The sequence below is a fragment of the Streptomyces sp. NPDC098101 genome (assembly GCF_044760185.1).
Taxonomy (GTDB): Bacteria; Actinomycetota; Actinomycetes; order Streptomycetales; family Streptomycetaceae; genus Streptomyces.
In genome coordinates this window covers 22,208-38,740 of record NZ_JBIWAS010000003.1, presented here as the reverse complement: position 1 = coordinate 38,740, position 16,533 = coordinate 22,208, and the positions used below count along the sequence as shown (strand labels likewise).

The window sequence follows — 16,533 nt, the reverse complement described above, 5'->3', positions numbered from 1 at the left end:
TCGCCGACCCGGCGAGCCTACCCCGAACGGACCATTCCCCGACTCGGACCCTTGACCTGGTGGGGGCCCGCGGGCACGTCAGCCGGCCCGGCGCTGGACCTTCGCCCGGGAGCGCTTCTCCACGTACATCCGCTGGTCGGCGGAGTTCAGGACCTCTTCCACGGACATCCCGCACTCGGCCCAGCCGATGCCGAAACTGGCCCCCACGCGGACCGCCCGCCCGTCCACCCGGATCGGCGGGATGATCGCGTTGCGCAGGCGTACGGCCAGGTCGGCGGCGTCGGCCGCGCCGAGACCGTCGGCGAGGACGACGAACTCGTCGCCGCCGAGCCGGGCGACGGTGTCCCCGTCCCGGACGCCGGTGGTGAGCCGCCGGGCCACCTCGATGAGGACGGCGTCGCCGGTGTGGTGCCCGAAGCGGTCGTTGATCGACTTGAAGCCGTCGAGGTCGCAGAAGAGGACCGCGAGCCCCTTGGTGCCGTCGTCGACCTCGCCGCCCGAGGGGGCCACCATGTGGACGTGGTGGTCGTAGGGCCCCGCGCCGCCCGCCGGCTCGAAGCCGAAGCCGTGCTCGTGTTCGTGCTCGTACGGCTCGTAGCCGGATCCGGGACCCGTGCCGGGGACCGGGCCGTATCCGTCGCCGTACGAGCCCGGGGCGTCCGCCGGGCGCTCGCAGAGCCGGGCGGAGAGCCGGGAGCGCAGCTCGGCGCTGTTGGGCAGGCCGGTGAGGGCGTCGTGCGAGGCGCGGTGGGCGAGCTGGAGCTCGTGGCGCTTGCGCTCCTCGATGTCCTCGACGTGGGTGAGCAGGAAGCGGGGGCCGTCGGCGGTGTCGGCGACCACGGAGTTCCGCAGGGAGACCCACACGTAGGTGCCGTCGCGGCGGGCGAGCCGCAGCTCGGCCCGGCCGCCCTCGGCGGAGGTCCGCAGCAGGGTGCCGATGTCCTCGGGGTGGACGAGGTCGGCGAAGGAGTAGCGGCGCATGACGGAGGCGGGCCGGCCGAGGAGCCGGCACAGGGCGTCGTTGGTGCGCAGCAGCCGGCCGTGCTGGTCGCCGCCCATCTCGGCGATGGCCATGCCGGAGGGGGCGTACTCGAAGGCCTGGCGGAAGGATTCCTCGCTGGCGCGCAGGGCCTGCTGCTCCCGTTCGAGCCGGACCAGGGCCCGCTGCATGTTGGAGCGGAGGCGGGCGTTGCTGATGGCGATGGCCGACTGCGAGGCGTACATCTGGAGCGCCTCCTGGCCCCAGGGGCCGGGGTGCCGGCCGTTGCGCGGGCGGTCGACGGATATGACGCCGAGGAGCTCGCGGCCGGACCCGGAGGCGTACATCGGGGCGTAGAGCCGGTCGTGGGGGTGCCACTCGTCCTCGAAGCGGGGCGCCGGGCCGTCGGTGTGCCACTGGGGGACGTCGTCCTCCATGAGGACCCAGCCCTCGGTGTGCGGTATGAACCGCAGGTCGCCCCAGGCCCTCCCCATGGAGAGGCGGCGCTCCCAGGAGGCGCGGGAGCCGACCCGGCCGGTGATCAGGGCCTCGGCGGCGGAGCTTCCGGCGAAGGCGGCGACGACGAGGTCACCGTCGGGGCGCACGAGGTTGACGCAGGCCAGCTCGTAGTTGAGGCCGGCGACCACGCCGTCCGCGACGGTCTGCAGGGTGTCCGCCAGGCTGCGCGCGGTGTTGAGGTCCGTCACGACCTGATGCAGCTGCCGCAGGGTCGAGAGACGGACGTACGGCTCCGACTCGGTCTCCATCGCTCGCCCTCCCCGAGACCTCGACAGCAACTCCAGGGTTCTGATCGGCTTCCTGTTGCACGGTGGCATTTCGCTGTGTACTGCGATTGCCACTGAATCACAGTGAGCTGCGCAGCCGGTACACAGGGTCAACAAATACTGGCCGCTGTGACTCAAGTCACAGCAGGTCATGGGGGGTCGCGGGCGTGTCCTCCGGGGTTCCGCCCGAGGGTCCTAGGACCGGCGGGGGGTGGGGTCCTGGTCCTCCCGCCCGATGCGGTCCCCGGGGAGCCGTCCTAGCGTCGGGAGCGTGCCGCAGAAGACCCTCTCCCCGCCCCCCGTGACCGATCTGGCGATCCCCCATGCTGAGGGGGTGAGCAACGAAGAGTTCCGGGCGGCGATGTCCCGCCTCGCGTCGGGCGTGGTCCTGGTGACCGCGCACGACCCCGACGACGGCCCGCGCGGCGAGGACGTCGGCATGACGGCCACCGCCTTCACGTCGGTCTCCCTCGACCCGCCCCTGGTCCTGATCAGCCTGCGCAACGGCTCCCGCATGGACGACCTGCTGACCGAGGTCCCCGTCTGGGCGGTCTCGGTGCTCTCCGAGAACCAGCGGCACCTCGCCGGGCGCTTCTCGATGAAGAACCGCGTCAGCGACCGGCTGCTCTTCGCCGACGTGCCGTACACCCGGGGCGGGGCGAGCGGCGCCCCGCTCATGGGCGGCGCGCTCTCGGTCCTGGAGTGCCGCACCGAGAACCGCGTCGTGGCCGGCGACCACACGCTGGTGGTGGGCCGGGTCCTGACGGTGGGCCTGTCCCCGGCGGACGGCAGCGGGCCCCTGACGTACTTCCAGGGGAAGTACCGGCAGCTGGGCTGAGGGGCGTCCGGGGGTGTCGCGGCTCAGCCCCAGTCGCGGGACTGCCGGGTGCGCTTGGTCTCCGAGCGCTGCTTCTTCTCCCGCAGCCGCCGCTCGTTGATGCCGCGCGGGATCTTCGTCGGCCGGCGGGGCTTGGGCGGCGGGGCCGTCGCCTCGGCGAGGAGGGCGGCCAGGCGGACCGCCGCCGTCTCGCGGTTGCGCCACTGCGAGCGGTGCTCCGAGGCCCGTACGGTCACGACGCCGTCGACCAGGCGGGAGGCGAGGCGCTCCAGGGCGCGGGCCTTCCACACCTCGGGGAGCGCGTCGGTGGCCGCGAGGTCGAAGCGGAGCTCCACCCGCGAGTCGCTGGTGTTGACGTGCTGTCCGCCCGGGCCCGACGAACGCGAGAAACGCCACTGGAGCTCGGCCTCGGGGAGCGAGACGGAGCCGCGGATCGGATAGGGACCGGACATGCCCTCCATGTTCCCCGCACTGGGCCGTCGGAGTCATCCTGATTTCCGTCCGGGACGGAACGGGAACCGTCGGGGGGCCGTGCGCGTTTCTCCAGGCGACGACACCCCGATGAAAGGGACTTTCCATGGCTGTGAGCCTGTCCAAGGGCGGCAACGTCTCCCTGACCAAGGAGGCCCCCGGCCTCGCCGCCGTCACCGTGGGCCTCGGCTGGGACGTCCGCACCACCACCGGCACCGACTTCGACCTCGACGCCTCCGCGATCGGTGTGGACGCCGCCGGGAAGGTCGCCTCCGACGCCCACTTCGTCTTCTTCAACAACAAGTCGACGCCGGACCAGACCATCGTGCACACCGGTGACAACCGCACCGGCGAGGGCGGCGGCGACGACGAGCAGATCAACGTCAACCTCGCGGCCCTCCCGCCGAACGTCGACAAGATCGTCTTCCCGGTCTCCATCTACGACGCGGTCGCCCGCTCGCAGAACTTCGGCCAGGTCCGCAACGCGTACATCCGCATCGTGAACCAGGCCGGCGGCGCCGAGCTCGCCCGCTACGACCTCTCCGAGGACGCGGCCACCGAGACGGCCATGGTCTTCGGCGAGCTGTACCGCAACGGTGCCGAGTGGAAGTTCCGCGCCGTCGGCCAGGGCTACGCCTCCGGCCTGGAGGGCATCGCCCGCGACTTCGGCGTCAACCTCTGAGACGTCCGAGACGTCCGAGACCTCTGACGGACGCGGCTAATAGCCGACCCTGAGCCCCGGCGGGACCCCTCCGCCGGGGCTCAGGGCGTGTCCGGCCTCCCGTCCCCGTACAGCCAGACGTCCCACAGCGCGTCGAGGTCCTTCCCGGCGGCCTCCTCCGCGTAGGCGGTGAAGTCGGCGGTGGAGGCGTTGGCGTGGCGGTGTTCCTCGGGCCAGCCGCGCAGGATCCCGTCGAAGACCTCGTCCCCGACCGTCTCGCGCAGCTTGTGGAGGACCATCGCGCCCCGCTGGTAGACGGGCGGGTCGAAGAGGTTGCGGGCGGTGGGCGGGGCGGCCGGGGGGAAGGCCCAGTTGGCCCGCTGCGCGAAGGCCCGCTCGAAGGCGGTGCGGGCGGGGACGCCCTCGTACTCCTCCGCGTACAGCCACTCCGCGTACGTCGCGAAGCCCTCGTTCAGCCACAGGTCCCGCCAGGTGGCGGGGGACACCGAGTTGCCGAACCACTGGTGGGCCAGCTCGTGGACGAGGGTCGTCCGGTCGAAGGAGGAGGCCGGGAAGACGGGCCGGGTCTGGGTCTCCAGGGCGTAGCCGAGGGTCCCCTCCTCCGTGACGACCGCCCCGGCGGCCGAGAAGGGGTACGGGCCGAAGCGCCGCACCTGCCGGGCGAGGAGCGTCGGGATCTCGGCCCGCAGCGCGGCGCTCTCCGCCGCGACCTCCGGCTCGGCGGCGGTCAGCACGGGCACGGTCCCGAGGGCGGTCGCCGTCCCCGTCTCGTACCGCCCGATCATGACCGTCGCGAGGTAGCTCGCCATCGGCTCGGGCGTGTGCCAGACGGTGGTGACGCGCCCGTCCGCCTCCGTGCGGCGCTCGGTCCTGACGCCGTTGGAGAAGGCGTCGGTCCCGGCGGGGACGGTGAGGGCGATGTCGTACGCGGCCTTGTCGGAGGGGTGGTGGTTGCCGGGGAACCAGGTGGCCGAGCCGGCCGGTTCGCCGACCGCGACGACCCCGCCGTCGTCGTCGCGCAGCCAGCCCTCCTCGGAGCCGTCCGCGTCCGTGAGCGGCTCGGGCACGCCCGCGTACGTGACGGTGGCGCGGAACTCGGCGCCCTTCCGGATCTCCTCGCGCGGGCGGAGGGTCAGCTCGTTCCCGGCCCGGTTGTGGGCGGCGGGGGCGCCGTCCACGCGCGCGGCGCCGACCGTGAGCCCGGACAGGTCGAGGTTGAAGGCGCTGAGGTCCTGGGTGGCGCGGGCGGTGATCTCGGCGGTGCCGTCGAGCCGCCCGGTGGCCGGGTCGTAGGCGAGGGAGAGGGCGTAGTGCCGCACGTCGTAGCCGCCGTTCCCGAGCTTCGGGAAGTACGGGTCGCGGAGCCCGGCGGCGCCGGGGGTGCCCCGGACCCCGCCGGTGGCGCCGGTGCAGCCGCCCACGAGCACCGCGAGGACGGTGAGGGCGGCGGCTCCGGTGCGGGTCCGGTGACGGTGGCGGTGCTTCACGGAACGATCGTATGCAGCGGGCGGGGAAAGGCGGTGGCGCCCGGCGGGGGGTCCGGGCGCCACGGCCGGTCGGGGGGCCGGCCTTAGCGGCCGAGGGAGGCGACGCCGGCCTGGGCGAACTTCTCGTCGAGGTCGCCGGAGGGGGCACCGGCGACGCCGATGCCGGCGACGGGAGCGCCCTTGGCGGTGACGGGCGCGCCGCCGGCCAGGAAGAGGGTGTTCGGGATGTCCTTGAGGGTGGGGGCGTTGGTCAGGCGCTTGGCCAGCTCGGAGGTCGGGGCGTTCCAGGAGACGGCGGTGTACGCCTTCTTCACGGCCGACTCGTAGGACTGCGGGCCGGCGCCGTCGCCGCGCAGGGTGACGATCGTGTTGCCGTTGCGGTCGACGACCGCGACCGACACGCGCTGGTTCTCCTTCTCGGCGGCCTTCAGGGTCGCCTGCGCGGCCTTCGTCGCCGCCTCGATCGTCAGGTGCGTCGACTGCTGGAGGTTGCCGTTCGAGGCGTCGGCGCGGACGGCGGCGGGAGCGGCGGCGGCCGGGGCGGAGGCGTTCGCGGAGACGACGCCGAAGGTGCCGGCGGCGACGACGGCGGCCGCGGTGGCACCGAGGAGGATCTTCTTCATGGGGAACTCCGTGGGATGAGGAGGATGAGTGGGATGACCGGGGAAGGGAGGCGCGGGGCCCCGGGCCGAGCGATCCGTTCGTCCGTCTCGCTCTGTCATCCATCCTGTGGCCGCTCCCGGAGTCTCCCGGTCCACGGTCCGGCTGCCCTCCGGGAGCGCACCGGTGGACGGCGGGGTCAGCCGATCGGCTGATGCCGGACTGGTCCCGTCGGGCCAGGATGAAGGGGTATGCGCAGGTGGGACCGTACGAAGAGCGACGGCCACGACGGCAGCGACAGCAACAGCAACAGCAACAGCAGTGACGACGGCAGCGACGGATCAGAAAGGCCGGGACATGGAGGAGGACATGGAGCGGGACCCGGACGCCCGCCGGCTGGCGCGGATCATGCACACCGCGTTCTTCCTCCTGCTCGGCGCCTCGCTCGCCCGCTTCCTGCTGCGGCACGACTGGGAGGCCCGCAGCCCCTGGATCGTCGCCCTCACCGGCGCGCTCGCCTCCCTCTACCTCCTCGGCCCCGTCCTCGGCACCCGCGCCACCCCGCGCCGGATCGCCTGGCTGGGCACGGTCGTCGCCGTCTGGGTCCTCCTCGTCGTCCTCGCGCCCAGCTTCGCCTGGTGCGCGGTGCCGCTCTTCTACACCGGCCTGCGCACCCTCCCGCCGCGCGCCGCGCTCGGCCTGGTCGCCCTGCTCACCGCCTTCGTGGTCTTCGCGCAGGTCCGGCTCGCGCACGGCGGCTGGGACCCGAACCTGATCGTCGCCCCGCCGGCCGTCGCCGCCCTGGCCACCGGGGTGTTCGTGTACTCGGACCGGCAGGCGGCGCGCCAGCGGGCGCTGATCGACGACCTGATCCGCACCCGGCGTGAGCTCGCCGCGATCGAGCGCCGCGAGGGGACCCTGGCCGAGCGGCAGCGGCTCTCGATGGAGATCCACGACACCCTGGCGCAGGGCCTGTCCAGCCAGCAGATGCTGCTCCAGGCGGCGGACCGCACCTGGGACGGCGACCCGGAGACCGCCCGCCGGCACGTCCGTACCGCCGAGTCCATCGCCGAGCGCAACCTCGCGGAGGCCCGCCGCTTCGTCCACGACCTCGCGCCGGCCGACCTGGCCGGGGGCGGCGGCCTGGAGGAGGCGCTGCGGGGCGTGGCCGCCCGCGAGTCGGCGGCGTTCCGGGTGGACGGGACGCCGGTGCCGCTGCCCGACCGGGCCCAGTCGGCGCTGCTGCGGATCGCGCAGGGCGCCCTGGCGAACATCCGGGAGCACGCGGGCGCGGACTCGGCCGCCGTGACCCTGACGTACCTCGGCGACCAGGTGGTCCTGGACGTGGCCGACGACGGGCGCGGCTTCGACCCGGCGGACCGGCCGGGTGGGGTGCGCGGCCACGGGCTGCCCGCGATGCGGGTGCGGGCCGAGCAGCTCGGTGGCACCCTGACCGTCGAGTCCGCCCCGGGCGAGGGCACGGTGCTCTCGGCCGCGATCCCGCTCTCGCCCGATGCGTGACGCCCCGCTCCCGATGCGTGACGCCCCGCTCCTGATGCGTGACGCCCCACCCGCCCCCGCTCTCCCTGGAGTCGTGATGTCCTCCGTACGGATCCTGCTCTGCGACGACCACGTGGTGGTCCGCGCCGGGCTGCTCGCCCTCCTCGGCAGCACCCCCGACATCGACGTCGTGGGCGAGGCGGGCAGCGGCGAGGAGGCGGTCGCCCTGGCGGCGAAGCTGAAGCCGGACGTCGTCCTCATGGACCTCCAGCTGGGGGCCGGGATCGACGGCGTGGAGGCGACCCGCCGGATCGCGCCGACCGGCGTCCACGTCCTCGTCCTCACCACGTACGACACGGACGCCGACATCACCCGGGCGATCGAGGCGGGCGCCACCGGCTACCTCCTGAAGGCCGAGCGGCCGGAGGAGCTGTTCGCGGCCATCCACGCGGCCGCGCAGGGCCGCACGGCCCTCTCGCCGCCGGTCGCCAGCCGCGTCATGGACCGGATGCGGGGCGCGGCGGGCCCGAGCCTCACCGACCGGGAGCGGGACATCCTCGGGCAGCTGGGGCGCGGCCTCGGCAACCGGGAGATCGCGCGGGCCCTGTTCATCAGCGAGGCGACGGTGAAGACCCACCTGGGCCGGATCTACGCCAAGCTCGGCGTGGACACGCGGGCGGGCGCGGTGGCGGTGGCGAAGGAGCGGCGCCTGCTGCCGTAGGCCCCCTTCCGCACGCCTTTGTACGGCCTTTGCCCCCACCCCTCCCCCTCCACTGCTACCGTGCGTTACTTCCCCACCGCACGGTGTCACGAACCAGTCCCAGTGGAGCGCACGTGAAGCTCGCGATCGTCGGCGGCGGTCCCGCCGGCCTCTACCTCTCGGTCCTCCTGAAGCGGCGGGACCCGTCGCACGAGATCACGGTGTACGAGCGGAACCCGGAGGGCTCCACGTACGGCTGGGGCGTCACGTACTGGGCCGGGCTCCTCGACAAGCTGCGCGCGGGCGACCCGGAGTCGGCGCGGGCCGTCGCGGACGCCTCCGTGACCTGGACCGACGGGGTCGCGATCGTCCGCGACGAGCGGACCCTCCACCGGGGCGACGCGGGCTTCGGCATCGGGCGCCGGCGGATGCTGGCGCTGCTCGCGGACCGCGCCCGCGAGCTGGGCGTGCGGATCGCGTACGAGCACGACGTGAGCGGCCCGGACGCGCCCGAGCTGGCCGGCGCGGACCTGGTCGTCGCCGCCGACGGGGTGCACAGCGCGCTGCGCGAGGCGCACGCGGACCACTTCGGCAGCGAGGTGACGAGCGGCCGCAACCGGTACGTCTGGCTCGGCACGACCAAGGTCTTCGACTCGTTCAGCTTCGCCTTCAAGGAGACGGAGCACGGCTGGATCTGGTGCTACGCATACGGCTTCAGCGGCGAGCGCTCCACCTGCGTCGTCGAGTGCGCGCCGGAGACCTGGACCGGCCTGGGCCTGGACGCGCTGGGCGAGGCCGACAGCCTGCGCCTCCTGGAGAAGCTCTTCCACGACCTGCTCGACGGGCACGAGCTGATCGGCCGGGCCCGGGCCGAGGAGCCCGCCCGGTGGCTCACCTTCCGCACCCTCACCAACCGCGTCTGGCACCGGGGCAACCTGGTCCTGCTCGGGGACGCCGCCCACACCACCCACTACTCGATCGGCGCGGGCACCACCCTGGCCCTGGAGGACGCGCTGGCCCTCGCGGACGCCCTGGGCGACGGCGGCCGGGACCTGGACACGGCCCTGACCCTGTACGGGAAGCGGCGCCGCGCCGAACTCGTCTCGGCCCAGAGCGCGGCCCGCTACAGCGCCCGCTGGTACGAGAACCTGCCCCGCTACATGGTCCTGGAGCCGGCCCGCATGTTCGCCCTCCTCGGCCAGCGCCACTCCCCCCTCCTCCCGCACGTCCCGCCCCAGCTCTACTACCGCCTCGACCGCGCCGCCGGCTCCCTGGAACCCCTCCGCCGCCTCAAGCGCTGGCTGGGCCCCCGGGTGGCGAGGGCGGTGCACGGACGGAGCGGGTGAGCCTCTCGCACGAACCGGTTCCGGGCCCGGGGCCGTAAGAGCCGAGCACGAGCCGTACGAGCCGGGCCCGGGGCCGTACGAGCCGGGCCCGGGGCCGTACGAGCCGGGCCCGGGGCCGTACGAGCCCGGCCCGGGGCCGTGACACCATCGACCCCGTGCTCGACATCGGCTACTCCCTCTCGCGTCGCTTCCCCGACCCCCCGCAGACCGACTACCGCCGCGCGGACGTCCACGCGCTGCGGCACGACCTGTTCTGCGGGGACGTGTACCTCGCGGACACCGAGGCGGACCGGGAGGTGTCCACGGCCTGGGGGTGGGTGCCGGTGCTGGACTTCGCGTGGGCGCTCTGCGACATCGTGGAGCAGCTCGACCGGGACCCGCGCGGGAGCCGGGCCGCGCAGCCGCAGTACGCGGAGCTGGACTTCACCGAGTCCACGGACCGGATGCTGTTCGAGCGCCGCTTCGGCTGGGTGGACGTCGAGGCCGACTGGATGCCGGGCGACGAGCCGCCGGTGACCTTCAACCACGCCGAACTGCGCCGCGAGGCCCGCGACTTCCTGCACGACCTGATCGCGGACCTCACCGACATGCACGAGGGCCTCGCCGACAACCCGGCCGTCTGGTCCCTCCAGGCCCGCTTCCCCCGCCTGCCGGAGAAGCGCTAGCTCTCCACCCGCAGCCCCAGCTGCGCCGCGAGCACCGGGGCCAGGTCGAAGAGCTGGGTCGTCGAGATCACGGCGCCCGCCAGGGACTCCACCCCGCGCGCGATCTCCAGGCGCTGGGCGCCCCTCAGGTCCACGTCCCTCAGCCGCGCGCCCGAGAAGTCGGCCCCGGTCAGGGCGCAGTCCGCGAACTCGACCCGTTCCAGGACCGCGCCCCCGAAGTCCGGCTCGCTGAGCACGCACCCCTCGAAGACGACGTCCTTCAGCTTCGCGGACCGCAGGTTCAGATAGTCGATCTTGCCGCCCCGCACCACCACCCGCTCCAGGACGGCCCCGTGCAGCTGCGTCCCGCCGAGCCGCGCCTCCACGACCTCCACGTCCCGCAGCTGCGCCCCCGCCAGGTCCGTCCCCACGCCCCGCACCCCGCTCAGGACCGAGTCCAGGAACCGCGCGTTCGTCAGCCGCGCCCCGTCGAGGGCGCACTCCCGCAGCGCGCAGTCCAGGAACCGGGCCCCCTCCCCCGACTGCCCGGCCAGGTCGAGCCCGGACAGCTCCAGGCCGTCGTAGTCCCCGTCCGCCTCCAGACCGCCCCCGTACGGCTCCAGGGGCGGCAGCCGCAGCTCCGGCCGCCGCGCCCCCGGCACCTTCCTCTTCCGCCCCGTCGCCCTCGTACCGTGGTTCGCCATTCCCCCATGGTGATGTACGACACCGACAACGCCCCCCGTGTCACGAACACGGGCCCGCGCCCCGTCCCCGTACGGAACCCGAGAACGGGCCCGAGAACGAGGGAGAGCGCCATGCGGAAGCTCACGATCGTCGGCGGCGGCTTCGCCGGACTCACCGCGGCCGTCACCGCCGCCGAGGCCGGCACCGCCGTGACCCTGTACGAGGCCCACCGGGACCTCGGCGGCCGGGCGCGCACCGCCGACGGGCCGTACCGCACCAACGACGGCCCGCACGCCCTCTACAGCGGCGGACCGCACTGGACCTGGCTCAAGCAGCGCGGACTCCTCGGCCCGCTCGCCCCGCTGCCGCCCGCCGAAGGACTCCGGTTCCGCTTCCACCGCGGCGGCGCCCTCCGCCGCGTCCCGCCGCCCGGCCTGCTCCGCCAGTCCCTCCGTACCGCCCGGAAGGCCCCCGTCGGCACCGACTTCCGGACCTGGGCCACCGGGCTCTCGGGCGCCCGGGCCGCCCGCACGGCCGCCGCGTACAGCGGGGTCGCGCTCTTCCACCACGACCCCGGCGCGCTCTCCGCCCGCTTCGTGCAGGAACGGCTGCGCCGGGCCACCGCCCTGCCGCCCGAGGCGCACTACGTCCGGGGCGGCTGGGGCGCGCTGATCGGGCGGATGGCGGACCGGGCCCGGGAGCTGGGCGTACGGATCGAGACCTCGTCCCGGGTCGACGCGCTGCCTGACGGCGGGGGCCCGGTGATCGTCGCCACCGCCCTGCCCGCCGCCGCCCGGCTCCTCGGCGACCCGTCGCTGACCTGGGAGAGCGGCGGCACGGTCCTGGTCGACCTGGCGCTGCGGACCCGGAAGGGGGACCCGTTCGTCGTCTCCGACCTGGACGCGCCCGGCTGGATCGAGCGGTTCACCGCGCAGGACCCCTCGCTCGCCCCCTCCGGTCAGCAGCTCCTCCAGGCCCAGTTGCCCGTCGGCCCGGACGCGTCCAGGGCGGACGGGGTCGCCCACGCGGAACGCCTCCTCGACCTCGGCTTCCCCGGCTGGCGCGAGCGGACGGTGTGGCGGCGCGCGTCGCTGTCCCGGGGGCGTACGGGAGCGGTGGACCGCCCCGGGACCACCTGGCGCGACCGGCCGGCCGTCGACCGGGGCGACGGGGTGTACCTGGTGGGCGACCAGGTCGCGGCGCCGGGCGTGCTCTCGGAGGTGTCGTTCACGAGCGCGGTCGAGGCGGTGTCGCTGGCGCTGCGGGCGGAGCGGGTCGCGTACGGGAGGCGCTGATCCCTCGCGGACCTTGACCTCAAGCGCGCTTGAGGTCGGAGGCTTTTCCCGTCACGACCACCGCGATCCGTCGCACGACGACAGGGGAACCGTCATGCACGCCGTCCGCCTCCACGCCTTCGGCCCCGCCGAGAACCTCACGTACGAGGAGGTCCCCGACCCCGTCCCGGGCCCCGGACAGGTCCGCGTCCGGGTCGCGGCGGCCGGGGTGCACCTGCTCGACACGGCGCTCCGGGAGGGCGGGACCGGCCCCTTCCCGGCACCCGCCGAGCTGCCCACGGTCCCCGGCCGCGAGGTCGCGGGCACGGTCGACGCGCTCGGGGAGGGCACCGACCCGTCCTGGCTCGGCGAGCGGGTCGTCGCCCACCTCGGCATGGCCCCCGGGGGCTACGCGGAACTCGCCGTCACCGACGCCGCCCGGCTGCACGCCCTGCCCGCCCACCTCGGCGAGGCGGAGGCCGTCGCCATGATCGGCACCGGCCGCACGACCCTGGGCATCCTCCAGTTCACCGACCTCGGCCCCGCGTCGGTCGCGATCGTCCCGGCGGCCGCGGGCGGCATCGGCACCCTGCTCGTCCAGTACGCCAAGAACGCCGGCGCCACCGTCGTCGGCCTCGCGGGCGGGCCCGCGAAGACCGCCCTGGTCCGGGAGAACGGCGCCGACCTGGCCGTCGACTACCTGGAGCCCGACTGGCCGGAGAAGGTCCGCGCGTACCTGGAGGGGCCCCTGGGCGGACGTACGGCCACGGTCGTCTTCGACTCGGTCGGCGGCGACACCGGCCGCGCCGCCGTGGACCTCCTCGGCAAGGGCGGGCAGCACGTCGTCTTCGGCTGGTCCGGGGCCGGCCTCCACGACGGCGAGCCGCTCGCCTTCACCCCGGAGGAGCTGGCGGAGCGCGGCATCACCTCCGAATCCGTCCTCGGCCCGGTGATGATCCGGAAGGCGGGCGGCGACGTCCGGAACCTCGAACTCGCCGCCCTCGCCGCCGCGGCCGACGGCGCCCTCCGCCCCGCCGTCCACCGCTTCCCGCTCGCGGAGGCGGCGGAGGCCCACCGCGCCCTGGAGAACCGGGGCACGACGGGCAAGGTGGTCCTGATCCCGTAGGACCCGGCGGGCTTCAGAAGGGCCTCAGACGGCCCCGACGACGTCCCAGGAGTGCGCCTTGAACTCCTTCGCGAAGTCCGGGTGGTCCTCCCACATCCGGGCGACGGACCGCAGCACGTCCCAGTTGTGTTCGAGGGCCTGGTCCACGACCTGCCGCAGCTCCGGGGCCGTCGCCCGCTTCTCCACGAGGCCGGAGACGGCCGACGCGGCCTGCACGGTGTAGCGGGCGGCCCGCAGCGCGCGGGAGGTGTCGTCCATGCCGAAGCCGTGGTCGCTGCCGTTCGCGGGGTCGAAGAGCGGCGTCAGGCGGGCCTCGATGAAGTCGGTGATCCGCCGGAAGCGCCGCTCGATGTCGTTGTCGTCGTTGTCCATGCCCCTTTCCTACACTCCCGCCGCACCGCCGAGCTCCGCCAGGGCCCCGTCCGTCAGCCGGTAGACCGTCCACTCGTCCTGCGGACGGGCGCCCAGGGACTCGTAGAAGTCGATCGAGGGCTTGTTCCAGTTCAGGACGGACCACTCCAGGCGCTCGTAGCCGCGCTCGACGCAGATCCGGGCCAGCTCGCGCAGCAGCGCCTTGCCGTGGCCGCCGCCGCGCGCCTCCGGGCGGACGTACAGGTCCTCCAGGTAGATGCCGTGGACGCCGCGCCAGGTCGAGAAGTTGAGGAACCAGAGCGCGAAGCCGACCGGCTCGCCGGACGCGTCCTCCGCGATGAGCGCGAAGGCGGCGGGCCGCTCGCCGAAGAGGGCCTCGTGAAGCTGTTCGGGGGTCGTACGGACCTCGTCGAGGGCCTTCTCGTACTCCGCGAGGTCGCGGATGAGGGCGTGGACGACGGGGACGTCTGCGGGGGTGGCGGTACGGATCATGGGGCCAGGGTGCCCCGCGAGGGGCCTCCGTGACCAGCGAAATCCACGCCCTGGTCCCGCAGGCGGCCCCGGTCCCTTGAGGATCAGGCCCTTGAGGATCGGGCCGCCCTCACCCCCGCCTCTCCCGCAGGATCCGCGCGACCGCGACCTGCTCGGCGGCCAGGGACGGCTCCCCGTCCTCGACGTCCCACAGGCCGTTCTGGAGGACCCGGCCCAGCGTCCACGCCACCGCGCGCCGCCGGTCCCCGACGACCTCGGCGAGCAGGTCGAACCGCCACAGCACCTCGTCCGGGTCGGGATCGAAGCGGTCCACGAGCGCCGGGAGGAGGTCGAAGCCGGGGTCGCCCGCGAGCGGCTTGGGGTCGATCGACAGCCAGGGCTCGCGCCCGGCGGCCAGGACGTTCCCGAGGTGCAGGTCCCAGTGGAGCAGCCGGTCGCCCGGTTCGCCCGCCACCTCCCGTACCGCCGCCGCGCAGTCCCGCAGGACCGCCGCGTCCTGCGGGCCGAGCCGGGCGGCGGCCCCGGGCGCCTCCGCGAGCATCCCGGCCGCGATGCCGCCGAGCGTCCGCAGGCCGGGCGGCGCGGGGACGGCCGTGAGCCGGGCGAGCAGGCCCGCGACGATCCGCATCGCCTCCCGGGTGTCCGGGAGGGAGGACAGCGGCCGGGACTCGTCGAGGCGCTCCAGGAGCATGGTGCCGGTCGCGGGGTCGTGGTCGAGGAGCCGTACGGCCCCCGCCCCGTCCCAGGCGCGCAGCCCGACCGGCTCGCCCTCGGTCTCCTCGTCGAGGAGCTGCATCTTCAGGGCGGCGGGCACGCCGTCCGCGCGCCGCTCCACCGGAAGGACCAGTGAGGCCATCCCGTACATCGAGGGTCCGGTGACCCGCAGTCCCCACCGGTCGAGGAACTCCCCGGCGGTACGGGGCAGTCCGGCGACGAACGCCCGCCCCGCGTCGCCGTTGTACTTCGCCTGCGAGCGCGCGAGCTCCTCCGGCACGTGGACCATGCCGCCGAGCCTAGACGGCGTACACCCTGTCGGGCCCGGCGCGGAAAGCCCCACCACGGCGCCCGTATCCACGGGTCGCGGGGCCCGGGTAACGTCCCGCCCACACATTCCGCGTCCAGGGGCACACGGGCAGGAGCACACCACAGTGCAGGGGTACACATGAGCACGGTCAACGGCGGCATCTCGTTCTGGTACGCGCGGGAGGGCGCCTCCGCACCCCGCGAGCCGCTCCCCGGCGACACCACCGCCGACGTCTGCATCGTGGGCGGCGGCTACACCGGCCTGTGGACCGCCTACTACCTGAAGAAGGCCGTGCCCTTCCTCAACATCACGGTCCTGGAGGCGAAGTTCTGCGGGTACGGCGCCTCCGGGCGCAATGGCGGCTGGCTCTACAACGGCATCGCCGGCCGCGACCGCTACGCCCGGCTGCACGGCCACGAGGCGGCCGTCCGCCTCCAGCAGGCCATGAACGCGACCGTCACCGAGGTCGTCGACGTCTGCGAGCGGGAGAGGATCGACGCCGACGTGCACCGGGGCGGCGTCCTCGAAGTCGCCCTCTCTCCCGCCCAGTTGGCCCGGCTCAAGGACTTCCACACGGTCGAGATCGCCTTCGGCGAGACGGACCGGGTGCTGTACGGGGCGCGCGAGACCGCCGAACGCGTCCGCGTGACCGGCGCCGTCGGCTCCTCCTGGACGCCGCACGGCGCCCGCCTCCACCCGGTGAAGCTGGTGAAGGGGCTCGCGGCGGCGGTCGAGGCGCTGGGGGTCACGATCCACGAGTCGACGCCGGTGACGGAGATCAGGCCGAAGCACGCGGTGACCCCGTACGGCACGGTCCGCGCCCCGTACGTGCTGCGCTGCACCGAGGGCTTCACCGCCTCCCTGGCGGGCCAGCGCCGCACCTGGCTCCCGATGAACTCCTCGATGATCGCCACCGAGCCGCTCACGGACGCGCAGTGGGAGTCGATCGGCTGGGAGGGCCGCGAGACCCTGGGCGACATGGCGCACGCGTACATGTACGCCCAGCGGACCGCCGACGGCCGGATCGCGCTGGGCGGCCGGGGCGTCCCGTACCGCTTCGGCTCGAAGACCGACAACGACGGCCGCACCCAGCCGCGGACGGTCGAGGCCCTGCGCGAGATCCTGGTCCGCTTCTTCCCGCAGCTCGCGGGGGTACGGATCGACCACGCCTGGTCCGGCGTGCTCGGCGTCCCGCGCGACTGGTGCGCGACGGTCACCCTCGACCGCTCCACGGGCCTGGGCTGGGCGGGCGGCTACGTCGGCTCGGGCGTCGCCACCGCCAACCTCGCCGCCCGCACCCTGCGCGACCTGATCCAGCAGGACTCCGGCCAGTCCGGCCCGACCGACCTCACGGCCCTCCCCTGGGTCGGCCACAAGGTCCGCAAGTGGGAACCGGAGCCGCTGCGCTGGCTCGGCGTCCAGACCATGTACGCCGCCTTCCGCGGCGCCGACCACCGCGAGTCCCTGGGCCTGTCGGCCCGAACGGACCGGGTGGCGGTGCTGGCGAACCGGTTGAGCGGGAGGTAGGC

General features: G+C 74.3%; 17 protein-coding genes. 9 read left to right on the top strand and 8 right to left on the bottom strand.

From position 1 onward, the window contains the following. Nucleotides 1–78: 78 nt before the first annotated feature. Complete coding sequence (cdgB, locus tag ACIQVI_RS12985) at nt 79–1,746, bottom strand: diguanylate cyclase CdgB (RefSeq protein ID WP_351972164.1); 1,668 nt, start codon at nt 1,744–1,746, stop codon at nt 79–81. Between the two features lie 289 nt (nt 1,747–2,035). On the opposite strand from cdgB, the gene ACIQVI_RS12980 reads away from it, so the two are divergent. Next, nucleotides 2,036–2,602, top strand: coding sequence for a flavin reductase family protein (locus tag ACIQVI_RS12980; RefSeq protein ID WP_403594662.1), 567 nt, complete (start codon nt 2,036–2,038; stop codon nt 2,600–2,602). Between the two features lie 23 nt (nt 2,603–2,625). On the opposite strand, the gene arfB is transcribed toward ACIQVI_RS12980, so the two are convergent. Beyond that, nucleotides 2,626–3,063, bottom strand: a complete 438-nt coding sequence (gene arfB, locus ACIQVI_RS12975; RefSeq protein WP_366376120.1) for an alternative ribosome rescue aminoacyl-tRNA hydrolase ArfB — start codon at nt 3,061–3,063, stop codon at nt 2,626–2,628. Nucleotides 3,064–3,179: 116 nt separating this feature from the next. Between arfB and ACIQVI_RS12970 the strand changes: the two genes are divergently transcribed. Continuing rightward, nucleotides 3,180–3,755, top strand: a complete 576-nt coding sequence (locus ACIQVI_RS12970; protein ID WP_121828119.1) for a TerD family protein — start codon at nt 3,180–3,182, stop codon at nt 3,753–3,755. 80 nt (nt 3,756–3,835) lie between these two features. Here the strand turns inward: ACIQVI_RS12970 and ACIQVI_RS12965 are convergent, their stop codons facing one another. Both ACIQVI_RS12965 and ACIQVI_RS12960 read right to left on the bottom strand, forming a co-directional pair. Continuing rightward, nucleotides 3,836–5,242, bottom strand: a complete 1,407-nt coding sequence (locus ACIQVI_RS12965; protein WP_403594658.1) for a M1 family metallopeptidase — start codon at nt 5,240–5,242, stop codon at nt 3,836–3,838. 83 nt (nt 5,243–5,325) lie between these two features. Further along, nucleotides 5,326–5,865: a heme-binding protein gene (locus ACIQVI_RS12960; RefSeq protein WP_351968891.1), complete on the bottom strand. Its 540-nt coding sequence runs from the start codon at nt 5,863–5,865 to the stop codon at nt 5,326–5,328. A gap of 334 nt (nt 5,866–6,199) precedes the next feature. Between ACIQVI_RS12960 and ACIQVI_RS12955 the strand changes: the two genes are divergently transcribed. The 4 genes from ACIQVI_RS12955 to ACIQVI_RS12940 all read left to right on the top strand — a co-directional run bounded on the left by ACIQVI_RS12955 (nt 6,200) and on the right by ACIQVI_RS12940 (nt 10,053). Next, a complete protein-coding gene (locus tag ACIQVI_RS12955; protein WP_403594655.1) occupies nt 6,200–7,363 on the top strand; it encodes a sensor histidine kinase in 1,164 nt (387 codons plus the stop codon). A 76-nt stretch (nt 7,364–7,439) separates the two neighbouring features. Next, nucleotides 7,440–8,063 carry a response regulator transcription factor gene (locus ACIQVI_RS12950; RefSeq protein ID WP_351968893.1) on the top strand — a complete coding sequence of 208 codons (624 nt, stop codon included), beginning with the start codon at nt 7,440–7,442 and terminating at the stop codon, nt 8,061–8,063. Nucleotides 8,064–8,176: 113 nt separating this feature from the next. Further along, nucleotides 8,177–9,388 carry an FAD-dependent monooxygenase gene (locus tag ACIQVI_RS12945; protein WP_403594652.1) on the top strand — a complete coding sequence of 404 codons (1,212 nt, stop codon included), beginning with the start codon at nt 8,177–8,179 and terminating at the stop codon, nt 9,386–9,388. 155 nt (nt 9,389–9,543) lie between these two features. Continuing rightward, nucleotides 9,544–10,053: a hypothetical protein gene (locus tag ACIQVI_RS12940; protein WP_403594649.1), complete on the top strand. Its 510-nt coding sequence runs from the start codon at nt 9,544–9,546 to the stop codon at nt 10,051–10,053. On the opposite strand, the gene ACIQVI_RS12935 is transcribed toward ACIQVI_RS12940, so the two are convergent. Next, entirely contained in the window at nt 10,050–10,736 is a 687-nt protein-coding gene (locus tag ACIQVI_RS12935; RefSeq protein WP_403594646.1) for a pentapeptide repeat-containing protein, read from the bottom strand. The genes ACIQVI_RS12940 and ACIQVI_RS12935 overlap by 4 nt on opposite strands. A gap of 111 nt (nt 10,737–10,847) precedes the next feature. On the opposite strand from ACIQVI_RS12935, the gene ACIQVI_RS12930 reads away from it, so the two are divergent. Both ACIQVI_RS12930 and ACIQVI_RS12925 read left to right on the top strand, forming a co-directional pair. After that, complete coding sequence (locus ACIQVI_RS12930) at nt 10,848–12,011, top strand: phytoene desaturase family protein (protein ID WP_403594643.1); 1,164 nt, start codon at nt 10,848–10,850, stop codon at nt 12,009–12,011. A 94-nt stretch (nt 12,012–12,105) separates the two neighbouring features. Beyond that, nucleotides 12,106–13,116, top strand: coding sequence for a zinc-binding dehydrogenase (locus ACIQVI_RS12925; RefSeq protein WP_403594640.1), 1,011 nt, complete (start codon nt 12,106–12,108; stop codon nt 13,114–13,116). A 24-nt stretch (nt 13,117–13,140) separates the two neighbouring features. Here the strand turns inward: ACIQVI_RS12925 and ACIQVI_RS12920 are convergent, their stop codons facing one another. Genes ACIQVI_RS12920 through ACIQVI_RS12910 form a run of 3 tightly spaced genes read right to left on the bottom strand, consistent with a single transcriptional unit; the run spans nt 13,141 to nt 14,983 of the window. Then, nucleotides 13,141–13,488: a hypothetical protein gene (locus tag ACIQVI_RS12920; protein ID WP_351968899.1), complete on the bottom strand. Its 348-nt coding sequence runs from the start codon at nt 13,486–13,488 to the stop codon at nt 13,141–13,143. Between the two features lie 9 nt (nt 13,489–13,497). Next, the gene (locus ACIQVI_RS12915) at nt 13,498–14,064 is read right to left on the bottom strand and encodes a GNAT family N-acetyltransferase (RefSeq protein WP_403596816.1); all 567 of its coding nucleotides are present in this window, start codon (nt 14,062–14,064) and stop codon (nt 13,498–13,500) included. Nucleotides 14,065–14,089: 25 nt separating this feature from the next. Then, complete coding sequence (locus ACIQVI_RS12910; RefSeq protein ID WP_351968901.1) at nt 14,090–14,983, bottom strand: aminoglycoside phosphotransferase family protein; 894 nt, start codon at nt 14,981–14,983, stop codon at nt 14,090–14,092. A 159-nt stretch (nt 14,984–15,142) separates the two neighbouring features. Between ACIQVI_RS12910 and ACIQVI_RS12905 the strand changes: the two genes are divergently transcribed. Beyond that, nucleotides 15,143–16,531: an NAD(P)/FAD-dependent oxidoreductase gene (locus ACIQVI_RS12905; protein WP_403594635.1), complete on the top strand. Its 1,389-nt coding sequence runs from the start codon at nt 15,143–15,145 to the stop codon at nt 16,529–16,531. The last annotated feature ends 2 nt before the right edge of the window (nt 16,532–16,533 follow it).

Excerpts from the sequence above, each read along its gene's own strand:
- cdgB (WP_351972164.1), bottom strand. The coding sequence starts at position 1,746 with ATGGAGACCGAGTCGGAGCCGTACGTCCGTCTCTCGACCCTGCGGCAG.
- ACIQVI_RS12910 (WP_351968901.1), bottom strand. The coding sequence starts at position 14,983 with ATGGTCCACGTGCCGGAGGAGCTCGCGCGCTCGCAGGCGAAGTACAAC.
- ACIQVI_RS12950 (WP_351968893.1), top strand. The coding sequence starts at position 7,440 with ATGTCCTCCGTACGGATCCTGCTCTGCGACGACCACGTGGTGGTCCGC.
- ACIQVI_RS12920 (WP_351968899.1), bottom strand. The coding sequence starts at position 13,488 with ATGGACAACGACGACAACGACATCGAGCGGCGCTTCCGGCGGATCACC.
- ACIQVI_RS12905 (WP_403594635.1), top strand. The coding sequence starts at position 15,143 with ATGAGCACGGTCAACGGCGGCATCTCGTTCTGGTACGCGCGGGAGGGC.
- ACIQVI_RS12930 (WP_403594643.1), top strand. The coding sequence starts at position 10,848 with ATGCGGAAGCTCACGATCGTCGGCGGCGGCTTCGCCGGACTCACCGCG.
- ACIQVI_RS12925 (WP_403594640.1), top strand. The coding sequence starts at position 12,106 with ATGCACGCCGTCCGCCTCCACGCCTTCGGCCCCGCCGAGAACCTCACG.
- ACIQVI_RS12970 (WP_121828119.1), top strand. The coding sequence starts at position 3,180 with ATGGCTGTGAGCCTGTCCAAGGGCGGCAACGTCTCCCTGACCAAGGAG.
- ACIQVI_RS12955 (WP_403594655.1), top strand. The coding sequence starts at position 6,200 with ATGGAGGAGGACATGGAGCGGGACCCGGACGCCCGCCGGCTGGCGCGG.
- ACIQVI_RS12960 (WP_351968891.1), bottom strand. The coding sequence starts at position 5,865 with ATGAAGAAGATCCTCCTCGGTGCCACCGCGGCCGCCGTCGTCGCCGCC.
- ACIQVI_RS12935 (WP_403594646.1), bottom strand. The coding sequence starts at position 10,736 with ATGGCGAACCACGGTACGAGGGCGACGGGGCGGAAGAGGAAGGTGCCG.
- arfB (WP_366376120.1), bottom strand. The coding sequence starts at position 3,063 with ATGGAGGGCATGTCCGGTCCCTATCCGATCCGCGGCTCCGTCTCGCTC.